Origin of the sequence: Rhodococcus erythropolis NBRC 15567 (assembly GCF_001552595.1) — a bacterium.
In the GTDB taxonomy this organism is placed as follows: Bacteria; Actinomycetota; Actinomycetes; order Mycobacteriales; family Mycobacteriaceae; genus Rhodococcus_F; species Rhodococcus_F erythropolis.
Map to the genome: position 1 here is coordinate 266,494 of NZ_BCRM01000001.1, position 19,699 is coordinate 286,192.

Sequence of the window (19,699 nt, forward strand, 5' to 3'; positions counted from 1 at the left end):
TGGTAGTCACAGTATGCGTCGGACCGAGCTCCGACAAGCCTCCAGCCTCATCTCACTCGGGAGTTTTCGATGTACATGGATTTCACGCAGGAGCAGTCTGATTTCGCCAAGTCGGTAGCGTCGTTCTGCAAGAAGGAAAGTGGTACCCGTGAGCAGCGAGACCTGCTGACCGATCATGGCGCCCATAACCACAACCAGGCGTTCTACGAGAAGATGGCGGAATTGGGTTGGCTCGGGCTGACTGTCCCGGAGGAGTACGGCGGATCTGCCGGAAGCACGGTTGACCTGTGCATCTTCCTGGAGGAAGCCGCCAAGGGCATGGCGCCGATCGGTGGACTGGGCCCGACCGTCATCACCGGGGCTGCATACGAGAAGTTCGGCAGTCCAGCCCAGAAGGAGGCAGTGCTCGGCGGGATCGTCCGTGGCGCGTCTCAGTCGATCTCGATGTCCGAACCCGAAGCAGGCTCCGACGTGGGAAATTTGAGTTGCCGCGCCGAGAAGGTCGACGGTGGGTGGCTGATCAACGGCCAGAAGACGTGGTGTTCCAACGCGCACTTCGCCGAGAACATCCTTCTGGTGGCTCGCACATCCCGAGGTGAAGGCAAGCATGAGGGCCTGACGATGTTCCATGTCCCGGCCGACATCTCCGGATTGAAGATCAGTGGAATCGACACCATGGGCGGCAAGGAGGTCAACGATCTCTACTTCACCGACACATTCCTGCCCGAGGACGCGGTGGTTGGGGAAGTCGGCAACGGCTGGCGTCAACTCATGGCCGGACTCAACATCGAACGCCTCATCCTCGCGGCGATGATGCTCGGGACCGCGCAGCGCGCTTTCGACGACACCCTCGAATTCGTCACCACGCGTAAGCAGTTCGGCCGTCCGGTCGGATCGTTTCAGGCGCTTCGTCACCGGATCGCGGATCTCGCCACGGAGATCGAATGCGGCCGTCTGCTGGTCTACAGCGTTGCCCGAATGGTCGACGCCAACCCGACCAAGATGTTCCCGCGGGAAGCGTCGATGGCCAAGCTGAAGCTGACCGAGACCGCCAAGAAGGTCGCGCTCGAGGGGATGCAGATGATGGGTGGGTACGGTTACGCGACTGAGTTCGACATGGAGCACCATGTGCGAAAGACTCTTGTGTCCTCCATTTATGGTGGTACCAACGAGATTCAGCGAGACATCATCGGCAAAACGTACGGACTGTGAGGATCGGTTGTGGCAACGTCTGCACGCACTCGGAGGGCGACATCTGAGCTGAGGAGACGGCCACAGTTGTCGGAGGACGTGGCCAACCACGTTCGTAACCTGATCATGTCCGGCGCTGTGCGTCCGGGCGAGTTCGTCAGATTGGACGAAACCGCAGCCGACCTCGGTGTCAGCGTCACGCCGGTGCGAGAAGCCCTCGTCGCATTGCGCGGCGAGGGAATGGTCGAGTTGGTTCCGCATCGCGGCTATCTCGTCTCGCCCCTCAGTCGCCAAGACATCGAAGACATCTTCTGGTTGCAGGGGCAGATCGCAGTCAAGCTGGCTTTGCGGGCGATGGACACCATCACAGCTGATCAACTGGTGGAACTCACGGAACTCAACGCCGATTTGCGAGGGGCGGTCGACGCTTCGGATGCAGCTGCGATCGAGCAGTGCGAATTCGAATTCCACCGCTTGATCAATCGCGCTGCGGGTGGTGCGAAGCTGGCATGGTTCCTGTTCGGCGCGATTCGGTACACCCCGGCTCGTCTATACGCGACGGATCCAGGCTGGGGTGAGCTTGCGGTATCGAGCCACGACGCTTTGATCGAGGCGTTCGAGAAGCACGATCGAGAACAGGTGGACGCGCAGATGAGTCTGCAGTTCTCCGACGGCGCTGCTCGACTTCTCGCTCACCTCGACAACATCGGGATCTGGGACTGAATCAGGAGCTCAAGACGGAGGTAGGGCGGGAGCGAGCAGGATCGCTGCACATTCGGCGACCAGTTCTTCTTCCGTCACGTCGATGTATCCGTCCAGCCATGCACTGAGGGTCTGCGCCAGGCCGCCGACCAGGAAGGTTGCCGTCAGCGTCAAGTGGCCGCTGTCGTTCAATCGGTAGAAGGTCTTGGCGTTGGCGGCCAGGAGACCGATGAATATCGTCGTCGACGCTCGTCGTTTCTCGGCCAGGACAGGGCTCGTCAGGGCGCTGGAGAACAGTAGACGTCCGCGACGGGGATCCTGCGCGATCGTGCGGACGATGTTCGCGATTCCGGCGAGCGCCTTGCCTCGTTCGGTCTCGGCGGCGTCCACCGCGGCCTGGGTTGAAACGGCGATGTCCGTGATGACGGTGTCGTAGACGGCCGACATCAGAGCATCACGATCGGTGAAGCTCTCGTAGAAGTACCGCGCCGCGACACCGGCCTTCTTGCACACTCCGCGGACCGTCAGTTCGGGCTCGGCGGAGCCCATGAGTTCCAGACCGGCCTCGATCAGCGTCTCTCGCCGTTGGGCTACGCGGAGCGCGCCGTCGACGCCACCGTACGAACGCGGTTGGTCATTCATGAAGACCATCTTTGCATCCCGAGATTGCTTGACATCTCGGCATTTCGGCGTTTCACTCATCTGAGAACATGCGTTCGCAGATATCGACTCGAAGGGGTTCTGCCATGACGGTGAGTAGGGATTCGATGGACGGGCGCGAGGAAGCGGTGGCAGGCGGCATCGGAGCGGTCGGCGTCCAGGCGGTCGACATCGACGCCGAGGTCGAAAAGGCGATGTCCGGGCTCGGACTGTTGGCCGCAGGCGCCAACGTCATCATGCAGTTGGCGCGCCCGGCGGTGGGGTACGGCGTGTACGAGAGCAAGGTCGAGACGGGTCGGTTGGATCGGCATCCGGTGAAGCGAACCCGGACGACGCTGACGTATCTCGCCGTCGCGAGCCTGGCGACGGACGAAGAAAAGAAGCTGTACCGACGCGCAGTCAACGGCTCTCACAAGCACGTACGCTCCGATGAGAACAGCGCGGTCGAATACAACGCGTTCGATCCCGAGCTGCAGTTGTGGGTAGCCGCCTGCCTGTACCGAGGCTTCGAGGACGTCTACAAAATCTTGTACGGGGATCTCGATCCGGTCACCCAGGATGCGTTCTATCAGCGAAGCGCCACGTTCGGTACAACCCTTCAGATGCGACGCGACATGTGGCCGGCGGACCGGGATGCGTTCGAGGTCTACTGGAACGAGAACCTCGGCAAGGTGGCGATCGACGAGACGATTCGTGAGCATCTCTACGGGATCGCGTCGGCGACCTTCACGCCGAAGCTGTTGCATCCCGTGGTCGGTCCGCTCAACCGATTTGTCACCACCGGGTTCCTGCCCCAGGCCTTTCGTGACGAAATGCGGCTCCCGTGGTCAGCGCGTCAGCAGCGTAACTTCGACCGATCCATGCGCGTCGCCGCGCTGGTCAATCGGTTCAGCCCGAAGATTCTGCGGATGTTCCCCTACAACTTCTATCTCTGGGATCTGCGTCGGCGCATCGCCAAGGGAATCCCGTTGGTCTGAGCCGACTCTGACACTTGAAGTGATTGACACCACAGGTGAATCGGACACATACTCAACATAGTTGAAGTTGACGTCAAGTTTTAACTTTCCTGTGGAGGCTGTCAGTGGCGAACATCGAAGGCGTATGTGACCAGCGATTCTCTGGCTTGAAGGAGGCGCTGGCACGCAATCTCGATTCCGGCGAGGACGTCGGGGCAGCGATCGCACTGACGATCGACGGCGAATCCGTCGTCGATATGTGGGGCGGTTGGGTCGACGTCGAGCACACTGCTCCTTGGGCCCGCGACACCGTCACCAACGTCTGGTCCTGCAGTAAGACCGTGACCGCACTGGCCGCGCTCATGCTCGTCGACCGTGGGTTGCTGGATCTCGATGCCCCGGTCGCGCAGTACTGGCCCGAGTTCGCAGCAGCGGGCAAGGACCGTATTCAGGTCCGGCAACTGTTGTCGCACACATCAGGCGTTTCGGGATGGGATCAACCGTTCACCTTGGAGAACATTTGCGACGACGCGTACGCCACAGCCCGGTTGGCGACGCAGGCTCCGTGGTGGGAGCCGGGTACCGCATCCGGATATCACGCCCTCAACTACGGCCACCTGATCGGCGAGGTCGTCAGGCGCATCGACGGTCGAACCCTCGGCCGCTTCATCGACGAGGAAATAGCCGGTCCGCTCGATGCTGATTTCCGCCTGGGCTTGCCGAAGTCCGAATACGGGCGAGTCTCGAATGTGATTGCGCCACCGCCGTTGCCGATCGACATCGCGGCACTCGGGATGGACAACATCATGGTGAAGACCTTCACCGCGCCGCCGGCCGACGCGACAGGTTCGTGGACCGACGGGTGGCGAGCCGCCGAGATCGGTGCGGCCAACGGTCATTCGAATGCGAGGGCGCTCGCAAGGATCCAATCGGTGATTGCGTGCGGTGGCAAGGTCGGTGACGTTCGCCTGCTGTCGGAGGAAACGATCGACAAGATCTTCGAGGAGCAGTCGTACGGGGTCGACCTCGTCCTCGGTGTGCCGGTCCGCTTCGGCGTCGGATTCGGATTGCCGACGCCGGAGTCCGTCCCGTTCATTCCGGAGGGGCGAATCTGCTTCTGGGGAGGTTGGGGTGGCTCGCAGATCATCATCGACACCGAGAAGCGCATGACCTTCTCGTACGTGATGAACAAGATGGGGCCGGGCCTGCTCGGTTCCGAGAGATCGGCGCAGTACGTATCGGCTGCCTACGACGCACTGAGCTGATCGATGTGACTGCGTTTGATCGATATGACAGGGAGGGCGAAGCGCTACTCAAATCCTTGCTGAGTAGTAGCCGAGGGGGCTGGGTATAGGCCCGATCGCTAATCCGGCGGAACGGTTGGTTTGTCTGCTGCAGCTGACTATGCTGCCGGATATGCCAGTGTGCTCCGGGGGGAAATCAGCTTGTCCGCTACGTCGAAGTGTGCCCGAAAGTTGCAGACCTGCATCGGCTGACCGGCGATGAAGGGTTTCGTCGAAGTTGTCATGCGCTGGTGGCAGTTGCCGGACCAGTTCCATAGTTTCAGCAGGTACCTCGAAGACCGCGGGTTCTTGACTTCCTGCCGGGCGCTGGTCGGCGGAACGGCACTCTGGATGGGGTTGGTGTTGCTGTCGGCGCGATTCAGTGACGTCGGTCCGCAAGGTACGTTCTGGCGAGCGGTCAATCTCATGGTCATCGTCCTGTGCGTCGGCGCGGCCCTGATCTGGTGGTTGTTTCCGCCGACGCCGCTGTGGTCGTACACCTTTGTCGTGGGTTCCGACGTTGCGATTGCGGCGGCCGCCGCAACCGACTCGGAACCGATGGGACGGCTCATCGCGTGCGTCGTGTTTGCGTCGATCGGCGGCTATATTGCGTTCTTCCACAATCCGAAACTCCAAGTCGGTCACTTGGTCTTCGCCTCGATTGTCACGGTGCTTTCGGGGTGGACTTTGTTGTTCGGACCAGCAGCGGACGTCGGCTTGGGGTTGGCGAAAATCGCGGTCGTGATGGCCACCATCATTGTGATTCCCGTGGTGTCCCAAATGGTTCTGGCAGTTCTGGGATCCGACGCCACTACTTCCGACATCGACCCGTTGACCGGTCTGCTCAACCGTCGCGGACTTTCGCGTCGTGTGAAGGATCTGATGGGGCCTCCGGTGACCGAGGCCGACGCGGTTCTCGTGGTGGTGATCGATCTCGACCGATTCAAGACGATCAACGACGTTTACGGCCACGACGTTGGGGACAGCACGATCCTGCGAACGGCGCTGCGTATTCGCCTGTGGACAACCAAAGCTGCACTGACCGCCCGTGTGGGCGGTGACGAGTTCGTCGTGGTCGAGCGGGTGCCGGTCAGCGTGATAGCGAGGCTGGAAGAACAGATCCGCTCGGCAATGGACGGGGCGACCGATGATCCACCGACGAGCGCGAGCATCGGAATGGCGGTCCGCACCGCGCCCCGGCATCCGGGTGAGTCCGTCGACGAAGTCTTTGCCGAACTCTTCCGCGTCGCGGACTCGGTGATGTACGAAGCGAAGCGCGAAGGTGGCAACCAGGTTCGGGCGAGCCTGGTCTGATGTGAGAGCTCAGTCGGCGAAGCTCAGGCCGCGTTCGGCGAGTGCTTCACGCAGAATCCTCAGAGCCTTCGGTCCCATCCCGTGCAGACCGCCGAGTTCCTTCTCGGACACGGACGTCAATTGCGCGAGATGGGTGTAGCCCGCTCCGATCAGCGCGCGCTGTGCGGGAGCTCCCGTTTTCGGGAAGTCGGTTTCCACTGTGCCCGGATCCGGTTCTGTCACTGGCCAACTCCTCCGTGTGGGTTTTCCACAGTTTAGCGAGCGTCGTGAACGATTTCGGGGCTGTCGATTTTGTCGGGCGTTCGAGAAAGCGCGCGAGCTGCCACGACAATGCCGATGATCGCGATAGCGGCGAAGGTGAAGAGAAGCAATTGCGCAGAACGAAGCGTCGACGGTTCGCCGATGTTCACCAGCACTCCGGCCAGGGCCGCGCCGAAGGCATTGGCGATCAGCTGAACGGTGTTGATGGCAGCGGAGGCACGCGCACCTTCTCCGGGATCGGTGACCGAGGTCATCGCACCGACTGCAAGATGGGGCCAGGCGATGCCGATTCCGACGCCGGCGACCAGCAGTCCGATCACCCACGCGACCATCGCACCGGCGCCGGCGTGTTCGGTGAGAAATGCTGCCATGATGCCCAACCCGATCGCGACGAGGATCGGACCGCTGACAACGATTCGTCGCACGATACGAGGGGTAGTCGCCGAGGCGCTCGGGATTTCGCCGAGAGTCCAGCCGAGAGCGAGTGCGGCCCCGAGGAATCCGGCCGCGAGCGGTGCCAGTCCGGCAAGTCGTTGGCCGAAGAGTGGAATGAACGTCTCGACGGTCGACGCAACAGCGAGGACGACGATGGTCAGGTACACCCATTTGAGCGACGACGCGTTGAACGTCGACGGCGGTAGCACGCCGTGGCGCGAGCGACGGTCAGCGGCGACAAAGGCGATCAGTAGCAGCACAGCGACGAGAACCATTGCTGCGGTCACTGCGAGGTTGGACAGAATTCCGGCAACGCTGACCAGCAAAGCTGCCGCAGTCAGCAATGCCAGTGAGAGGACCGGCACCGGGCTACTGGTCGTGCTGCCCGGTTCATGTGCCGGTAGCGCGCTGGGGACGAGGGCTGCGACTGCGATCGTCGCGACAACCAGAACGCCGAAAGCCCATCGCCAGGCTCCGAATTGAGCAAAGACGCCGCCGATTGCGGGGCCGGCGAAGGTGCCGACTCCCCACATTGCCGAAACCAGCGCGGCCCCGCGGGTCCACAGATGTCTGGGGAGCGCGGCATTGATGACGGCGTAACCGAGACCAGCCAGGAGGCCACCTCCCGAACCCTGGATCGTGCGGCCGACCAACAGCAATTCCATGGTCGGGCTGACCGCACAGACGACGGTGCCGAGCGCGAAGATCGCGAGGCCGATCAGGTAGGCCCCGCGCGGTCCCCTGGCGGCGAGGACGTTGGTGACCAACATCGAGGAGATGACGGAAGCGATGAGGAAGACCGTCGCGGTCCAGGCGTAGTACTGCTGACCGCCGATGTCGTCGATGGCAGTCGGAAGCAGGCTGGTCGTCAGGTAGACGTTGGTCGCGTACAGCGCGACGCCGCCTGCGAGGACGGTAGCGGTGCCGAGGTATCGACCGCTCAGGAGCTGCCGCCAGGTTCCGGCGGGAGCATCGGTGGGGGAGTGCATGTTGTCGAAGGTAGAATCTCAAGTGCGCTTCAGGTCAATGTCGCGCAGCCATTGGGAGGCAGAATGATCCGTAAGAGTGACGAACTTCTCTCGATCGGTGAGGTATCGGCGCGAACCGGCGTCGCCGTGTCGGCGGTGCGCTACTACGAAACACTCGGTTTGGTTCCTGCGGAGCGGACGGCGGGAAATATGAGGAAGTTCCCGCGGCACTCGATCCGGCGGGTGTCCTTGATCCAGTTGGCAGTCCGGTTCGGGATACCTCTGGCCGAAGTTGCCGAAGTATTCGGGTCGTTGCCGCAGGGGCGGACCCCGACGAAGAAGGACTGGCGCAAGATTTCGACGGAGTGGAATCGGCGACTCGAGGATCGTAAGCAGGCCATCGCCCGGATGCAGGACGAACTGACGGGGTGCATCGGCTGCGGGTGTCTGTCACTCAAGACCTGCAACCTGCTCAACCCGGGAGACGAACTGGGCCGGGAGGGGCCCGGCGCCAGACGTCTCTGAAAATCCTGTCGGTCAGACCCTTTCGCGCGGTCTGGATTGTGCATTCCACCGACCACCGCGACGCTCGATCTCGATGGGATGCGAGAAGCACTCGCTGATGTTCTGGGTGGTGATCACATTCTCGGCGAGGCCGCTGGCGGTCACGACGCCGTCCTTGATCAGGAGAGCATGTGTGGTGGTGCTCGGAATCTCTTCGATGTGATGCGTCACGAGGATGCTGGCAAGTGACGGGTTCTGATTGCGGAGATCGTCCAGAGCCGTCAAGAGCTGTTCGCGCGCAGCAAGATCGAGCCCGGTCGCCGGTTCGTCGAGCAGGAGCAGGCGTGGTTCCACCATGAGTGCACGGGCGATCAGGGCTCGCCCCCGTTCGCCCTGGGACAAGTTGGGCCACAGTGCGTCCGAACGCGGACTCATCCCGAGTAGATCGATCAGTGCGTCGGCATGAGCCTCTTGCTCCGGCGTCGGTGACCACCGCGGCATTACCTCGGTGGTGTTGGTGAGGCCGGTGATCACGACGTTGCGGACGGTGATCGGAATTCCGATCGTGTGACGCGGGTTCACGTGCCCGATGTCCATCCGCAGTTCCCTCATGTCGACTCGGCCCAGCTTGTGCCCGAGGACGTAGACGGAACCGCGAGTCGGGTGGGCGGTTGCTCCGAGAAGGCTCAGTAGGGTGCTCTTGCCTGCACCGTTCGCGCCGAGGAGTACCCAGTGTTGCCCGGGTTCGATCGAAATGTTGATGTCTTTCAACAAGTATCGGCCGTCGCGGACGAGATCCACGTGTTCGGTCGACAGTACTGTGCCATTGGGGTGTTGCACGAGAACTAACCTCTCTTAGGCGTCGAGCACACGCAACCGCCGTAAGACGGTGTCGATATTTGCTCGGGTTGCCGCTACCGCGGCTTCTGGGTCGGCGTCTTGAAGGGCCTCGACCAACTGATCATGGGCATGTGAGGTGTCGGGGACGCCGGCCTCGTGGGCCATCATCTCGACGAGGGATTCACGAAGGAGTGGACGCACCGACGTGAACAGCGAGAGTAGAACCGCGTTTCCGGACAACCGAACGACTTCGGTGTGGAAGTCGAGGTCGACGTCGACGAACTTTTCAACGTCACCCTCGAAATGACTGTGTCGCATGGTCAGTCGCCGCCGCAGGCCGTCGAGGTCCTCGGGTTGTACCCGCTCCGCGGCCAGTCTGGCGGCCTCGATCTCGAGTGCGCGACGGACTTCGAAGACCTCCAGGATGCGTGAGCGTCGAAGCAGTTTGGTGAATTCGTCGACGTGCTCGAGTTCGGACGCGGCAGCCACGAAGGTGCCGACGCCGTGTCGGACTTCGAGTAGCCCGTCGCGAGCGAGGAGGCGGATTGCCTCGCGAATCGAGGAACGCCCGACGCCGAGTTCGACGGCAAGGGCCGCCTCGCTCGGTATGCGCTCGGACGGCGCCCACGTTCCTTGCCTGATTCGCCCGCGAAGCAACTGTTCGAGTTGCGGCACCAGCGGACCACTGCGAAGTGTGAATCCTGTGTGGTCGTCGGACACGGCTTGCCTCTCGTGGGGGTACCGACAGCGTAACAACTCATCAGACGTCTGAGGACTCGGGTGGGCCGTGTGTCGGAGCAGTGCTCACGCAGTCGATACCGTCAGTTACGGGTGACGCCGAGGAGCAGTGCGATCAGGTCGAGGGCCGTCTCGATCTCCGCCTTTTCCCGCCCGAGTAGAGGGGCGTAGAGGTGTACGTCGCAGATGCGAACGAGAGCTTCGCCCAGCACTTGCGGCGAGAGCGTGATCGTCAGTTGGCCGGCGTCGACCTGGGACTGCAAGATTTCGGCGGTGATGGAGGCGGAGATCGATTCGATGGAGCCGGGCATCATCGCGAGTTTGATGAACACCATCGGTTCGCGTTTGGTCAGCGCTCGCAGTTCGGTCGACGATTCCACCGACCGCATGACGCGTCCGAAGACGTCGAGGATGTACTCCGGACCTTGCCCCGACGCCTGTGACATCGCCTTCCTGTATGTCCGTTCGGTGGCCTCGGCCAGCACTGTTCCGAGCAGTTCGTCGCGATTGCCGACCCAGCGGTAGAGCGTCGCGCGGCCTACTCCGAGACGTTCGGCGAGCAGTGACATGTCGAGTGGTTCCTCCGCGAGGTACATGCTCGCGGCGGTGTCGATCGCGCGTCGGCGTTCGAGGTCGGTAGGCATCGGGACATTCTCTCCGGTTGTCCGGTACTGCACAATTTCGGCGGTCGAACAGAGGTGGGCTTCGGGTGGGTCGAACCTATTGACGAACCAAGCGACGTGAGACACACTAGCTCATTGTCTCATATTAGTGATGGCGATCACAGTCAGGGGTTCGATCGATGAGTTCAGTACAAACCGTTCGTGGGCCGGTGGACACAGCCGATCTGGGAAAGGTGTTGATGCACGAGCATGTCTTCGTTCTGGGGGAGGAGATGCGTCAGAACTATCCCGACTACCCGGAGCCTTGGGACGAGGAGGCTCGAGTAGCCGATGCGGTGACCAAGCTGTCCGAACTGAAGTCGCGAGGGATCAGCACGATCGTCGATCCCACGGTCATCGGACTCGGTCGCTACATCCCGCGTATTGCGCGGATCAACGAGCAGGTCGATCTCAACATCATCGTCGCCACCGGCGTCTACACGTACAACGACATTCCGTTCCAATTCCATTACACCGGTCCAGGTTTGCTGTTCGACGTGCGCGAGCCGATGGTTGATCTATTTGTGAAGGACATCAAGGGCGGCATTGCCGGCACAGACATCCGCGCGTCATTCCTCAAGTGCGCCATCGAAGAACCTGGTCTGACTCCCGGTGTCGAGCGTGTGATGCGAGCGGTCGGTCAGGCGCAGGTCGAAACCGGGGTACCGATCACGGTTCACACGAACCCGCACACGGAATCGGGCCTCGTTGCGCAGAAGGTTCTGGCCGAGGAAGGTGCAGATCTGAGCAAGGTCGTCATCGGGCACTCGGGTGATTCGACCGACCTGGACTACCTGTGTGCACTTGCCGATGCGGGTTCGCTACTCGGGATGGACCGTTTCGGTCTCGATGTTCTGCTGCCGTTCGAGGAGCGGGTGAACACTGTCGTGGAACTGGCCCGCCGTGGCTATGCCGAGAAAATGGTTCTGGCACATGATGCCTCGTGCTTCATCGACTGGTTCTCGAGTGAGGCCAAGGCAGCCGCAGTGCCGAACTGGAATTTCACCCACATCAGCGATCAGGTCATTCCCACGCTGCTCGAGCGCGGCGTCACCGAGGATCAGATCAACACCATGCTGGTGGATAATCCGCGTCGGTACTTCGAGAGCTGAGTTATGACCAACGTGTACGAGAGCAAGCCGTGGCTCGCCAACTACGACGCCGACACTCCGCCGAACGTGGACATCGAGCATGCCAACGCCCTCGCGATGTTCCGTGCGTCGCTGGAGCGCGATCGCACCGCCCCGATCATCAGGTACTTCGACAGGACTGTCAGCTTTGCCGAGCTCGACGAGATGTCGGACGCGCTTGCCGTAGCCCTCGCCGTGGACGGAATCGGGTTCGGCGACAGAGTTTCCTTTGTCCTGCAGAATGTTCCGCAGTTCGTCATCGCGACGGTCGCAGTCTGGAAACTCGGCGCTGTCGTCGTTCCGGTCAATCCGATGTACCGGGACCGTGAGCTGTCCACCGTACTCGCGGACAGCGGCGCGGTAGCAGTCATCTGTCTCGAGTCCTCGGCCGAGACCGTGGCGACTGCGTCCGAGGGCACCGAAGTGCGACTGGTCATCACCACGTCGGAACAGGATTTTCAGTCGCGCGACGATGAACGGATCTTCGGTTCGGCGTCCAGGATTCGTCATGATGGATTTCCGGACCTATTGGAACTGATCGAGGCTCATCGAGGACAGAAGCCCGAGAAGGTCGATCTGTCCCCGGAAGACCTTGCCTACCTTCCTTATACGTCGGGGACGACCGGCCCGCCGAAGGGGTCGATGAACACGCACGCAAATGTCGTGTTCGCAGCGCAGATCTATCGGGACTGGTTGGGGCTGCGCCCCGGCGGCGCGATGTTCGCGGTGGCGCCACTGTTCCATATCACCGGGTTGATCGGGCACGTCGCGGCTCCACTCCTGGCCGGCGCGCCCACGATTCTGACCTGCCGCTTCCATCCCATCGTTGCAGCGGAGTCGATTTCGGAGCATCGGGCTACCGCGATCATCGGAGCGATCACCGTATTCATCGCGTGGACGGACAGCGCCGCAGTCTCGAAGGAATCGTTGAGCTCTCTCGAGTCGGTTTATTCAGGTGGCGCGCCGATCCCGCACGCGGCGTTGGAAGCGTTCCGGGCGAAGTTCGGTCACTACATTCACAACGGCTACGGGCTGACCGAGACGAACAGCCCGGCGATCGTGGTGCCGAATTCGCGTGAAGCGCCGGTAGATCCGGCGTCGGGGGCCGTTGCTGTCGGCGTTCCGGTATCGAATACGTACGCCGAGGTGGTGGACGAGAACGACAGGCCGGTACAGATCGGGGAGTACGGCGAGATAGTGGTCTCCGGTCCCCAGGTTGCACTCGGATACTGGAACAAGCCGGACGAGACCGCACATGCGATGCCGGACGGGCGTTTTCACACCGGCGACATCGGATTCATGGACGGCGACGGGTGGTTTTACATCGTCGACCGGATGAAGGATCAGATAAATGCCTCGGGCTTCAAAGTGTGGCCACGCGAAGTGGAAGATGTTCTCTACGAACACCCTGCCGTACGAGAGGCTGCCGTCGTCGGTGTCATGGATCCGTATCGCGGCGAAACCGTGAAGGCCTTCGTGTCCTTCAAGGACGGTGCCGAGGCGACCACCGAGGATCTGGTCGAGTTCTGCAAGGAAAGGCTTGCAGCATACAAGTATCCACGCATCGTCGAGGTCATGAATGACCTGCCGAAAACAGTGAGCGGCAAGATTCTTCGTCGTGAACTGCGGGTACCGAACTAGATCTGCCTGACAAACGAATTGCCGGCCGCCGACAAGGTGAGCCGGCCATTCGTCGTGGTGATCGGCAAGCATCGATAGGGGATTTAGTCCCTTATGCGGCAATGCATTTCAGTGATTGACATCACTCTTTTTGTATCGCAGACTGATCGCAACGCCACAGAGTTGAAGTTGGTGTCAGTTTCTACTTCTGGCCCGGTTTCACTTCTCAACTCCCGGCGCGACGAGCGTCCGACCCATCGAGGAGTAACCCATGACGAGATCGGCAGTGGATTCGAGCACGCAGGCAGGGGGCCTGTCCGATCAGGAACGGAAGAAGAAGAAAGCTCACCGCAAACTTCTCGGCGCGGGACTGCTCGGCAGTTCCATCGAGTGGTACGACTTCTTCTTGTACGGAACAGCTGCGGCACTGGTCTTTCCGCATGTGTTCTTCCCCGATTCATCCGCACTGATGGGCACATTGCTCTCGTTCAGTACGTTCTGGGCCGGCTTCGTTGCCCGCCCCATCGGCGGTTTGGTCGCCGGACACTTCGGCGACAAGTACGGACGCAAGCCCGCTGTCGTCACCTGCCTCTTGCTGATGGCCGTCGCGACGTTCCTGATCGGCGCGATCCCGAGTGCGTCGGCAATCGGCGTCGTCGCTCCGATTCTTCTGGTGACACTGCGATTCATCCAAGGCCTCGCCTGCGGTGGCCAGTGGGGCGGAATCGTCCTTCTCCTCACCGAATCCGCGAGTCCCAAGAAGCGTGGATTCTCAGGCACTTTCGGTCAGATGGGTGTCTCGTTCGGTGTAGTGCTGGGCAACCTGGTCTTCCTCGTGGCGACCGCGACCATTTCCAACGAAGCATTCCTGAGCTGGGGTTGGCGGGTTCCGTTCTTCGCCAGCGCGCTGCTCTTCCCCGTGGTTCTGTACATCCAGACGAAGGTCGAGGACACGCCGGAATTCCTCGAGTTGCAGGAAGACGCCAAGAAGAACCAAAAGGACGTCGTCGTTCAGGCTCCACTGGCGCAGGCGCTCAAGGATCACTGGCGCAAGATCCTGCTTGGCTGCGGACTTCTGGCCGCCACCAATGCACTGTTCTACATCAGCATCGCCGGCGTACTCAGCTACGGCACAACCGAACTGGGGTTGAAGCGGAACTCACTGCTCATCATCTCGCTCCTGAGCGCGTTGCTGACAGTCGGCGTAGTGCTGTGGTCCGGGAAGATGTCCGACAAGATCGGTCGTCGTCCGATGATCCTGATCGGCGCCGCAGCGATCGTGGTCTGGGCATTCCCGTACTTCTGGTTGATCAACACCAAGTCCCTGCCGCTGTTCTTCATCGCAGTCACGGTCGGCAGCGTGTTCCAGTCGATGACCTACGGGCCGATCGCGGCATACATGGGTGAACTGTTCGCACCCAACGTGCGCTACTCGGCAGCATCGTTGGCCTACCAGTTGGCTGCGATCACGGTCAGCGGTGGCACCCCGTTCATCATGACAGCACTTATCGCGAAGACCGGAACCACGACATGGGTTGCCGTGTTCGTAGCACTCATGGGCTTGGTGACCTTCTTCAGCGCTTGGGTGCTGAAAGAGACCAACCCGAAGGAAGTTCGGGACGATCCGAACGCAGTTCCGGGCGCGCATCTCTACGGCAGGTAATACCTTCGGTCTCGAACAGACGCCCGCTATCGGTCACCGGTAGCGGGCGTCTGACGTATAACTGGAGCATGGCTGCAGCACGCACAGGCTCCGAAGATGCTTCGTCGACAGTGTCACGGGAACTCCCCTCCACTCAGCGTGGTTTGCGTACGCGTCGAGCGTTGATCGATGCGGCTCGCACCGTCTTCGAACGGACCGGTTATCTGGACTCGCGTCTGATCGACATCACGGTGGAGGCGCAGTGCTCGGCCGGTACCTTCTACACCTACTTCGCAAGCAAGGAGGAGATCTTCGCGGCAGTGATGGAGCTTGCGCGCGAAGACATGATGCATCCGGGAATGCCGCACACTCCGAAAGGCGCGGATCCAGCTGAGGTCATCGCGGCGAGCAACCGCGCGTACCTCGAGGCGTACCGACGTAACGCGAAGCTGATGGGACTGCTCGAGCAGGTCGCAAGCATCGATCCGGAGTTTCGGGTTCTCCGCCTCGAGCGTGCTGACGCGTTTGTTCGACGCAACGCGCGCAGTATCGAGAAGCTGCAGAAAGCCGGTCTGGCGGACGCGAACCTGGATCCGCTACTGACGTCTCGGGCACTCTCCGGGATGATCAGTCGACTTGCGTTCGGGTACTTCGTATCCCGCGGCGGCGAGGACGGCGCCGCCGGAGTGACTTTTGATGGTCTGCTCGATACGGTCAACCGGTTGTGGATCAACACTTTACAATTCTCGCTGCGCCAAAACTGATGTTGACGCCGGGTTCATGTTTGGTGTCTGATGGAGCAATGACACCTACGCGTACGGCAGTGCTCGTCGATTTCGGTGGAGTTCTCACCTCCAGTGTTCTTCAGGCCTTCGAAGATTTCGGGGCCTCGCTCGGCGGCGACCCACGACTTCCGTTGACCCTGCTCTCCCGCGACGACGTCTCGAAGAGGCTGCTCTCCGATCACGAATCCGGAAAGATCGACCAGGAGGCCTTCGAGGCCGGATTCGGAGAACGTCTACGAGCGCACGGCGCAATCGTCGACAGCGTTGGATTGGTCGACCGTATGCAAGCCGGGCTGATTCGAGACGAGGAGATGGTGCGTCTGCTCGCAGACGTGCGGGCGGCGGGACACCCTGTTGCGCTCGTGTCCAATGCTTTCGGGCGTGATTGTTATGCGGGATTTGTCCTCGAGGACCTGGCCGACGAAGTGGTGATCTCCTCGGAAGTCGGGATTCGTAAGCCCTCTCGTCAGATCTACACCATCGCGTGTGAGCGCCTGGGCGTCGCGCCCGAAGATGCCGTGATGATCGACGATCTGCAACAGAATCTCGACGGTGCGGCACGATTGGGGATCGCCGGCATTCTCCACACCGACGCAGAAAGCACTCGCAGACAATTGGCATCGACGTTCGGACTACTGCCCACGCAGTGAAACTGTAGGTTTCTCGGTAACACTCGAATACTGCCGGAACACTTTTGGAGGAACGAATGATTGCTGTCATCGCGGATATCACCGTCAAGGACGGAAGCGGCGAGCAGTTCGAAGCCGTAATCGCCGAACTTGCGGAGAAGGTGCGCACGGAGGAGCCCGGAACGGTTCTGTATCAACTGATCCGATCGAAAACGGATGCGAATTCCTACAAGTTCATGGAGCTGTATCAGGACGGTGCTGCCATCAAGGCTCACGGAACGTCCGAGCATTTCCAGGCTGCAGGAAAGGCGATGGCGCCCTTCCTCGCCGGCGCCCCGCAGATCGAGTACTTCGACGCTCTCTGAGCGAGTGAACAGGTGAGCCCCGGCGAAATCTCGCCGGGGCTCACCTGTGTTTTCAGTTCTGCTTCTGGGCGAGGAGTTCGGTTCGGTCGATCGATCGCTTGAGGATCTTTCCCGTCGAACCCTTCGGGAGTGCGTCGATGAACTGGACGACTCGGGGAATCTTGTAGGCGGAGAGACGTTCCCGAGCCCACGAAGTGACGGCGTCTGCTTCGAGGTCGGAGCCTGGACGCACGGCCACCACTGCGGCAACTTCCTCCCCGTAGTAGTCGTCGGGTATGCCGATCACTGCGGCTTCGATGATGTCGGGGTGCTGGTAGAGCACCTCTTCGACCTCGCCCGGATAGACGTTGTATCCACCACGGATGATGAGGTCCTTCACTCGGTCGACGATGCGAAGGTCCCCGTCGGGATCGGTCTCACCGAGGTCTCCGGTGCGGAACCATCCGTCGTTGGAAAGAACGGCGGCGGTGTCTTCAGGGCGCTTCCAGTAACCCTTCATGACCGTCGGTCCTTTGATGAACACCTCGCCCACTGTGCCTGCCTCGCAGACATTTCCGTCGTGATCACGCACCTCGACCTCGGTGCGCGGTACGGCGCGGCCGGTGTATCCGATCTTTGCGACGCGGTCGATGCTGTTGAAAGTCCCGAACGCGCTCGTCTCGGTGAGGCCGTAACCCTCGAGGATCGTGCAGTTGAACCGTGCTTCGAAGGCGCGAGCGACTTCACCGGGAAGTGATGCGCCACCGGAGATTGCGATCCTGAGTTGTTCGAAGTCGGAGCTGTCCACATCGGCGGCGGCGTGCAGCATGGCATTCCACATGGTGGGGACACCGGCCATGATGGTGAGCTTGTCCCGGCGGACCAGGTCGAGCATGGCAGCGGGGTCGAACCGGGCGAGCAGGGACAGTGATCCGCCGCCGGTGAAGGTTGCCATCATGACCGAACCCTGGCCGAAGATGTGAAAGAGCGGCAGTCCGGTTCCGGTGCGGTCCGATGGGTTTCCGCGGCTGCTCTCGGCGCCGATCTCACCGGCGGACAACAAATTCCCGACGGTCAGCTGAGCGCCCTTCGGGCGTCCGGTGGTGCCGGAGGTATAGAGAATCGCCGTGGTGTCTGTTGCTTCACGGTCGACCACAGTTGCGGGTGCATGATCGGCCTTCGCCGACTCTTCGGTGAGTGTCCACACCGGGACGCCGCGCGCGCTCCCTGCATCCTGGACTGCGGGACCGAGTTGATGCCACGCGATGGCCAGGGAAATCTCCGCGTCGTCCAGAACGTACTCGACTTCGGGTTGCGCCGACATCGTGTTGATCGGTACCACGACACAACCTGCGGCCTGAATTCCCATGTACGCCACTACGAATTCCGCTACCGACGGTGCCGCTAGGAGAACCCGATCGCCTACGCTCAACCCGGCATCGCGAATGCGGCCGGCGAACGCCAGGGATGCGTCGTGGAGCTGCCGGTAAGTCCAGTGTTCATCCGTGCCGCGGATCGCAATGCTGTTTCGAATTGCGATGTTGTCCGGTGTGACTTCCGCGTGACGGGTCACCGGGTCGAGAACGCTAACCATGGTTCTGCCTTTCGGGAGGAATCGACCGATTGTGTGTCCTGGGTCTCACCAGAGCGTACACTTGAATCCGGCGTCAACATCGAGTCTGCTGGGATTGTCCCGAAATGATGTTGGCTCGGAAGGATGGGGAGCGCACCGTGCTCGATGACGAATCGCGAATTGCCGCCCTGCCAGTGGCTCCGCCTGCGCTGCTCCGAGATCGGCCCACCACCGAGCGGGGAACCCGCACGCGCGCAGCGCTGATTGCCGCTGCCCGCACGGTATTCGAGCGTAGTGGCTATCTCGATGCCCGTCTGATCGACATCGCCAAAGAAGCCGGCTGCGCGACGGGATCGTTCTACACCTACTTCGCGAACAAGGAAGAGGTCTTCGCCGCCGTCCTCGAGGTCGCGCGAGACGACATGATGCACCCGGGCATGGGACGCGTTGCGGGCGCAGACGATCCGTACGCCGTGCTCGAGGCAAGTAATCGAGCGTATCTGGCGGCGTATCAACGCAATGCGAAATTGATGGGGCTGATGGAGCAGGTTGCTCACATCGACCCGGAGTTCCGGAAGTTCCGCAGCGAGCGTGCCAATGCGTTCATACGCCGTAATGCCCGCGGGATTGCAGATCTGCAGAGTCGTGGTATCGCGGACACGACGCTGGATCCGATGACAGCGTCAATTGCTCTGTCCGGCATGGTGAGTCGGCTCGCCTACAGTCTGTTCACCCTCCATGAGGGTGAGGTGGACGGGCGTTCGCCGGAGTTCGATCAGATTGTCGCCACGGTGACAGACCTGTGGGCTAACGCGCTGAAGTTCCCTGACCGATCCTGAAGCGGCAGGTCGCCCCGGCCGTATCGACGTTCGAGCGGCCGGGACGTGCCGAGTCTTGTTTCAGCTTTTCTCTAGTCAGCTTTTCTCTGTTCAGCTTTTCTCGACGACGCGAGCGACGGATTCGGCCACGACGACTGGCTTGTCGGAACCTTCGCGCTCAACCACCTGGCTCATCTTCACCTGGATTCCGCCGGGCAACTGCTCCGCGGACACGACGGTTGCACGCATGCGGACCCGGGATCCCACGGGAACCGGAGCGGGGAAGCGAACCTTGTCGTAGCCGTAATTGAGGCTGTGCGCGAAGCCGTCGAAGTGGATGAGTTGGTAGGAGAACTGTGGGCCCAGCGAGAGGCTGAAGAGTCCGTGCGCGATGGTGCTGCCGAGCGGGCTCGATGCGGCTCGTTCCGGGTCGACGTGAATCCACTGATGATCGTTTGTGGCTTCGGCGAACGCGTTGATGCGCTCCTGGGTGATGTCGTACCACTCCGTCGGGCCAAGTTCCTGGCCGATGAGCTTCTCGAGCTCGGCGAAGGTGGACGGGCGGACGGGCAATTGGTTTTCAGTCATCGTTGATCCCTTTACTCGCAGTTCAGGAGGACGGAACGGGCCGTTCGGGTGACCGT

Annotated in this window: 21 protein-coding genes; 13 read left to right on the forward strand and 8 right to left on the reverse strand. The window is 61.4% G+C overall.

Going from position 1 to position 19,699, the window contains the following annotated elements; all coding sequences use genetic code 11:
- The first annotated feature begins 69 nt into the window (after nucleotides 1-69).
- Nucleotides 70-1,212, forward strand: a complete 1,143-nt coding sequence (locus RE4_RS01205; RefSeq protein WP_007730792.1) for an acyl-CoA dehydrogenase family protein — start codon at nucleotides 70-72, stop codon at nucleotides 1,210-1,212.
- 9 nt (nucleotides 1,213-1,221) lie between these two features.
- Nucleotides 1,222-1,914: a GntR family transcriptional regulator gene (locus tag RE4_RS01210; RefSeq protein ID WP_060937841.1), complete on the forward strand. Its 693-nt coding sequence runs from the start codon at nucleotides 1,222-1,224 to the stop codon at nucleotides 1,912-1,914.
- A 9-nt stretch (nucleotides 1,915-1,923) separates the two neighbouring features.
- Here the strand turns inward: RE4_RS01210 and RE4_RS01215 are convergent, their stop codons facing one another.
- Nucleotides 1,924-2,544, reverse strand: coding sequence for a TetR/AcrR family transcriptional regulator (locus RE4_RS01215; RefSeq protein ID WP_019745721.1), 621 nt, complete (start codon nucleotides 2,542-2,544; stop codon nucleotides 1,924-1,926).
- A 116-nt stretch (nucleotides 2,545-2,660) separates the two neighbouring features.
- On the opposite strand from RE4_RS01215, the gene RE4_RS01220 reads away from it, so the two are divergent.
- From RE4_RS01220 to RE4_RS01230, 3 genes are all read left to right on the forward strand, one after another.
- Nucleotides 2,661-3,530 (forward strand): oxygenase MpaB family protein, encoded by an 870-nt coding sequence (locus RE4_RS01220; protein ID WP_060938239.1) that lies wholly within the window; start codon nucleotides 2,661-2,663, stop codon nucleotides 3,528-3,530.
- 104 nt (nucleotides 3,531-3,634) lie between these two features.
- Complete coding sequence (locus RE4_RS01225; RefSeq protein WP_020971091.1) at nucleotides 3,635-4,774, forward strand: serine hydrolase domain-containing protein; 1,140 nt, start codon at nucleotides 3,635-3,637, stop codon at nucleotides 4,772-4,774.
- Nucleotides 4,775-5,011: 237 nt separating this feature from the next.
- Nucleotides 5,012-6,106: a GGDEF domain-containing protein gene (locus RE4_RS01230; RefSeq protein WP_060937842.1), complete on the forward strand. Its 1,095-nt coding sequence runs from the start codon at nucleotides 5,012-5,014 to the stop codon at nucleotides 6,104-6,106.
- Nucleotides 6,107-6,115: 9 nt separating this feature from the next.
- Here the strand turns inward: RE4_RS01230 and RE4_RS01235 are convergent, their stop codons facing one another.
- Entirely contained in the window at nucleotides 6,116-6,328 is a 213-nt protein-coding gene (locus RE4_RS01235) for a helix-hairpin-helix domain-containing protein (protein WP_060937843.1), read from the reverse strand.
- A 32-nt stretch (nucleotides 6,329-6,360) separates the two neighbouring features.
- Nucleotides 6,361-7,791 carry an MFS transporter gene (locus RE4_RS01240; protein WP_060937844.1) on the reverse strand — a complete coding sequence of 477 codons (1,431 nt, stop codon included), beginning with the start codon at nucleotides 7,789-7,791 and terminating at the stop codon, nucleotides 6,361-6,363.
- Between the two features lie 63 nt (nucleotides 7,792-7,854).
- On the opposite strand from RE4_RS01240, the gene soxR reads away from it, so the two are divergent.
- A complete protein-coding gene (gene soxR / locus RE4_RS01245; RefSeq protein ID WP_060937845.1) occupies nucleotides 7,855-8,295 on the forward strand; it encodes a redox-sensitive transcriptional activator SoxR in 441 nt (146 codons plus the stop codon).
- A 12-nt stretch (nucleotides 8,296-8,307) separates the two neighbouring features.
- Here the strand turns inward: soxR and RE4_RS01250 are convergent, their stop codons facing one another.
- The 3 genes from RE4_RS01250 to RE4_RS01260 form a co-directional block, all read right to left on the reverse strand.
- A complete protein-coding gene (locus RE4_RS01250; protein ID WP_020909438.1) occupies nucleotides 8,308-9,114 on the reverse strand; it encodes an ABC transporter ATP-binding protein in 807 nt (268 codons plus the stop codon).
- A gap of 15 nt (nucleotides 9,115-9,129) precedes the next feature.
- Nucleotides 9,130-9,834 (reverse strand): FadR/GntR family transcriptional regulator, encoded by a 705-nt coding sequence (locus tag RE4_RS01255; RefSeq protein WP_019745713.1) that lies wholly within the window; start codon nucleotides 9,832-9,834, stop codon nucleotides 9,130-9,132.
- A 101-nt stretch (nucleotides 9,835-9,935) separates the two neighbouring features.
- Nucleotides 9,936-10,496 carry a TetR/AcrR family transcriptional regulator gene (locus RE4_RS01260; protein WP_003943195.1) on the reverse strand — a complete coding sequence of 187 codons (561 nt, stop codon included), beginning with the start codon at nucleotides 10,494-10,496 and terminating at the stop codon, nucleotides 9,936-9,938.
- Nucleotides 10,497-10,654: 158 nt separating this feature from the next.
- On the opposite strand from RE4_RS01260, the gene RE4_RS01265 reads away from it, so the two are divergent.
- From RE4_RS01265 to RE4_RS01290, 6 genes are all read left to right on the forward strand, one after another.
- On the forward strand, nucleotides 10,655-11,626 hold the full coding sequence (locus RE4_RS01265; protein WP_060937846.1) for a phosphotriesterase family protein: 972 nt from the start codon (nucleotides 10,655-10,657) through the stop codon (nucleotides 11,624-11,626).
- 3 nt (nucleotides 11,627-11,629) lie between these two features.
- Nucleotides 11,630-13,285 (forward strand): AMP-binding protein, encoded by a 1,656-nt coding sequence (locus RE4_RS01270; RefSeq protein WP_060937847.1) that lies wholly within the window; start codon nucleotides 11,630-11,632, stop codon nucleotides 13,283-13,285.
- Between the two features lie 250 nt (nucleotides 13,286-13,535).
- On the forward strand, nucleotides 13,536-14,927 hold the full coding sequence (locus RE4_RS01275) for an MFS transporter (RefSeq protein ID WP_060937848.1): 1,392 nt from the start codon (nucleotides 13,536-13,538) through the stop codon (nucleotides 14,925-14,927).
- A 68-nt stretch (nucleotides 14,928-14,995) separates the two neighbouring features.
- A complete protein-coding gene (locus tag RE4_RS01280) occupies nucleotides 14,996-15,670 on the forward strand; it encodes a TetR/AcrR family transcriptional regulator (protein ID WP_019745708.1) in 675 nt (224 codons plus the stop codon).
- Nucleotides 15,671-15,708: 38 nt separating this feature from the next.
- Nucleotides 15,709-16,341, forward strand: coding sequence for an HAD family hydrolase (locus RE4_RS01285; protein ID WP_031330735.1), 633 nt, complete (start codon nucleotides 15,709-15,711; stop codon nucleotides 16,339-16,341).
- Nucleotides 16,342-16,397: 56 nt separating this feature from the next.
- Entirely contained in the window at nucleotides 16,398-16,685 is a 288-nt protein-coding gene (locus RE4_RS01290) for a putative quinol monooxygenase (protein ID WP_019745706.1), read from the forward strand.
- Nucleotides 16,686-16,737: 52 nt separating this feature from the next.
- Here RE4_RS01290 and RE4_RS01295 read toward each other — a convergent pair whose 3' ends face one another.
- On the reverse strand, nucleotides 16,738-18,258 hold the full coding sequence (locus RE4_RS01295) for an AMP-binding protein (RefSeq protein WP_021331756.1): 1,521 nt from the start codon (nucleotides 18,256-18,258) through the stop codon (nucleotides 16,738-16,740).
- A 104-nt stretch (nucleotides 18,259-18,362) separates the two neighbouring features.
- Between RE4_RS01295 and RE4_RS01300 the strand changes: the two genes are divergently transcribed.
- Nucleotides 18,363-19,076 (forward strand): TetR/AcrR family transcriptional regulator, encoded by a 714-nt coding sequence (locus RE4_RS01300; protein ID WP_019745704.1) that lies wholly within the window; start codon nucleotides 18,363-18,365, stop codon nucleotides 19,074-19,076.
- 90 nt (nucleotides 19,077-19,166) lie between these two features.
- Here RE4_RS01300 and RE4_RS01305 read toward each other — a convergent pair whose 3' ends face one another.
- On the reverse strand, nucleotides 19,167-19,643 hold the full coding sequence (locus tag RE4_RS01305) for a MaoC family dehydratase (RefSeq protein WP_003942878.1): 477 nt from the start codon (nucleotides 19,641-19,643) through the stop codon (nucleotides 19,167-19,169).
- Nucleotides 19,644-19,699: the final 56 nt, after the last annotated feature.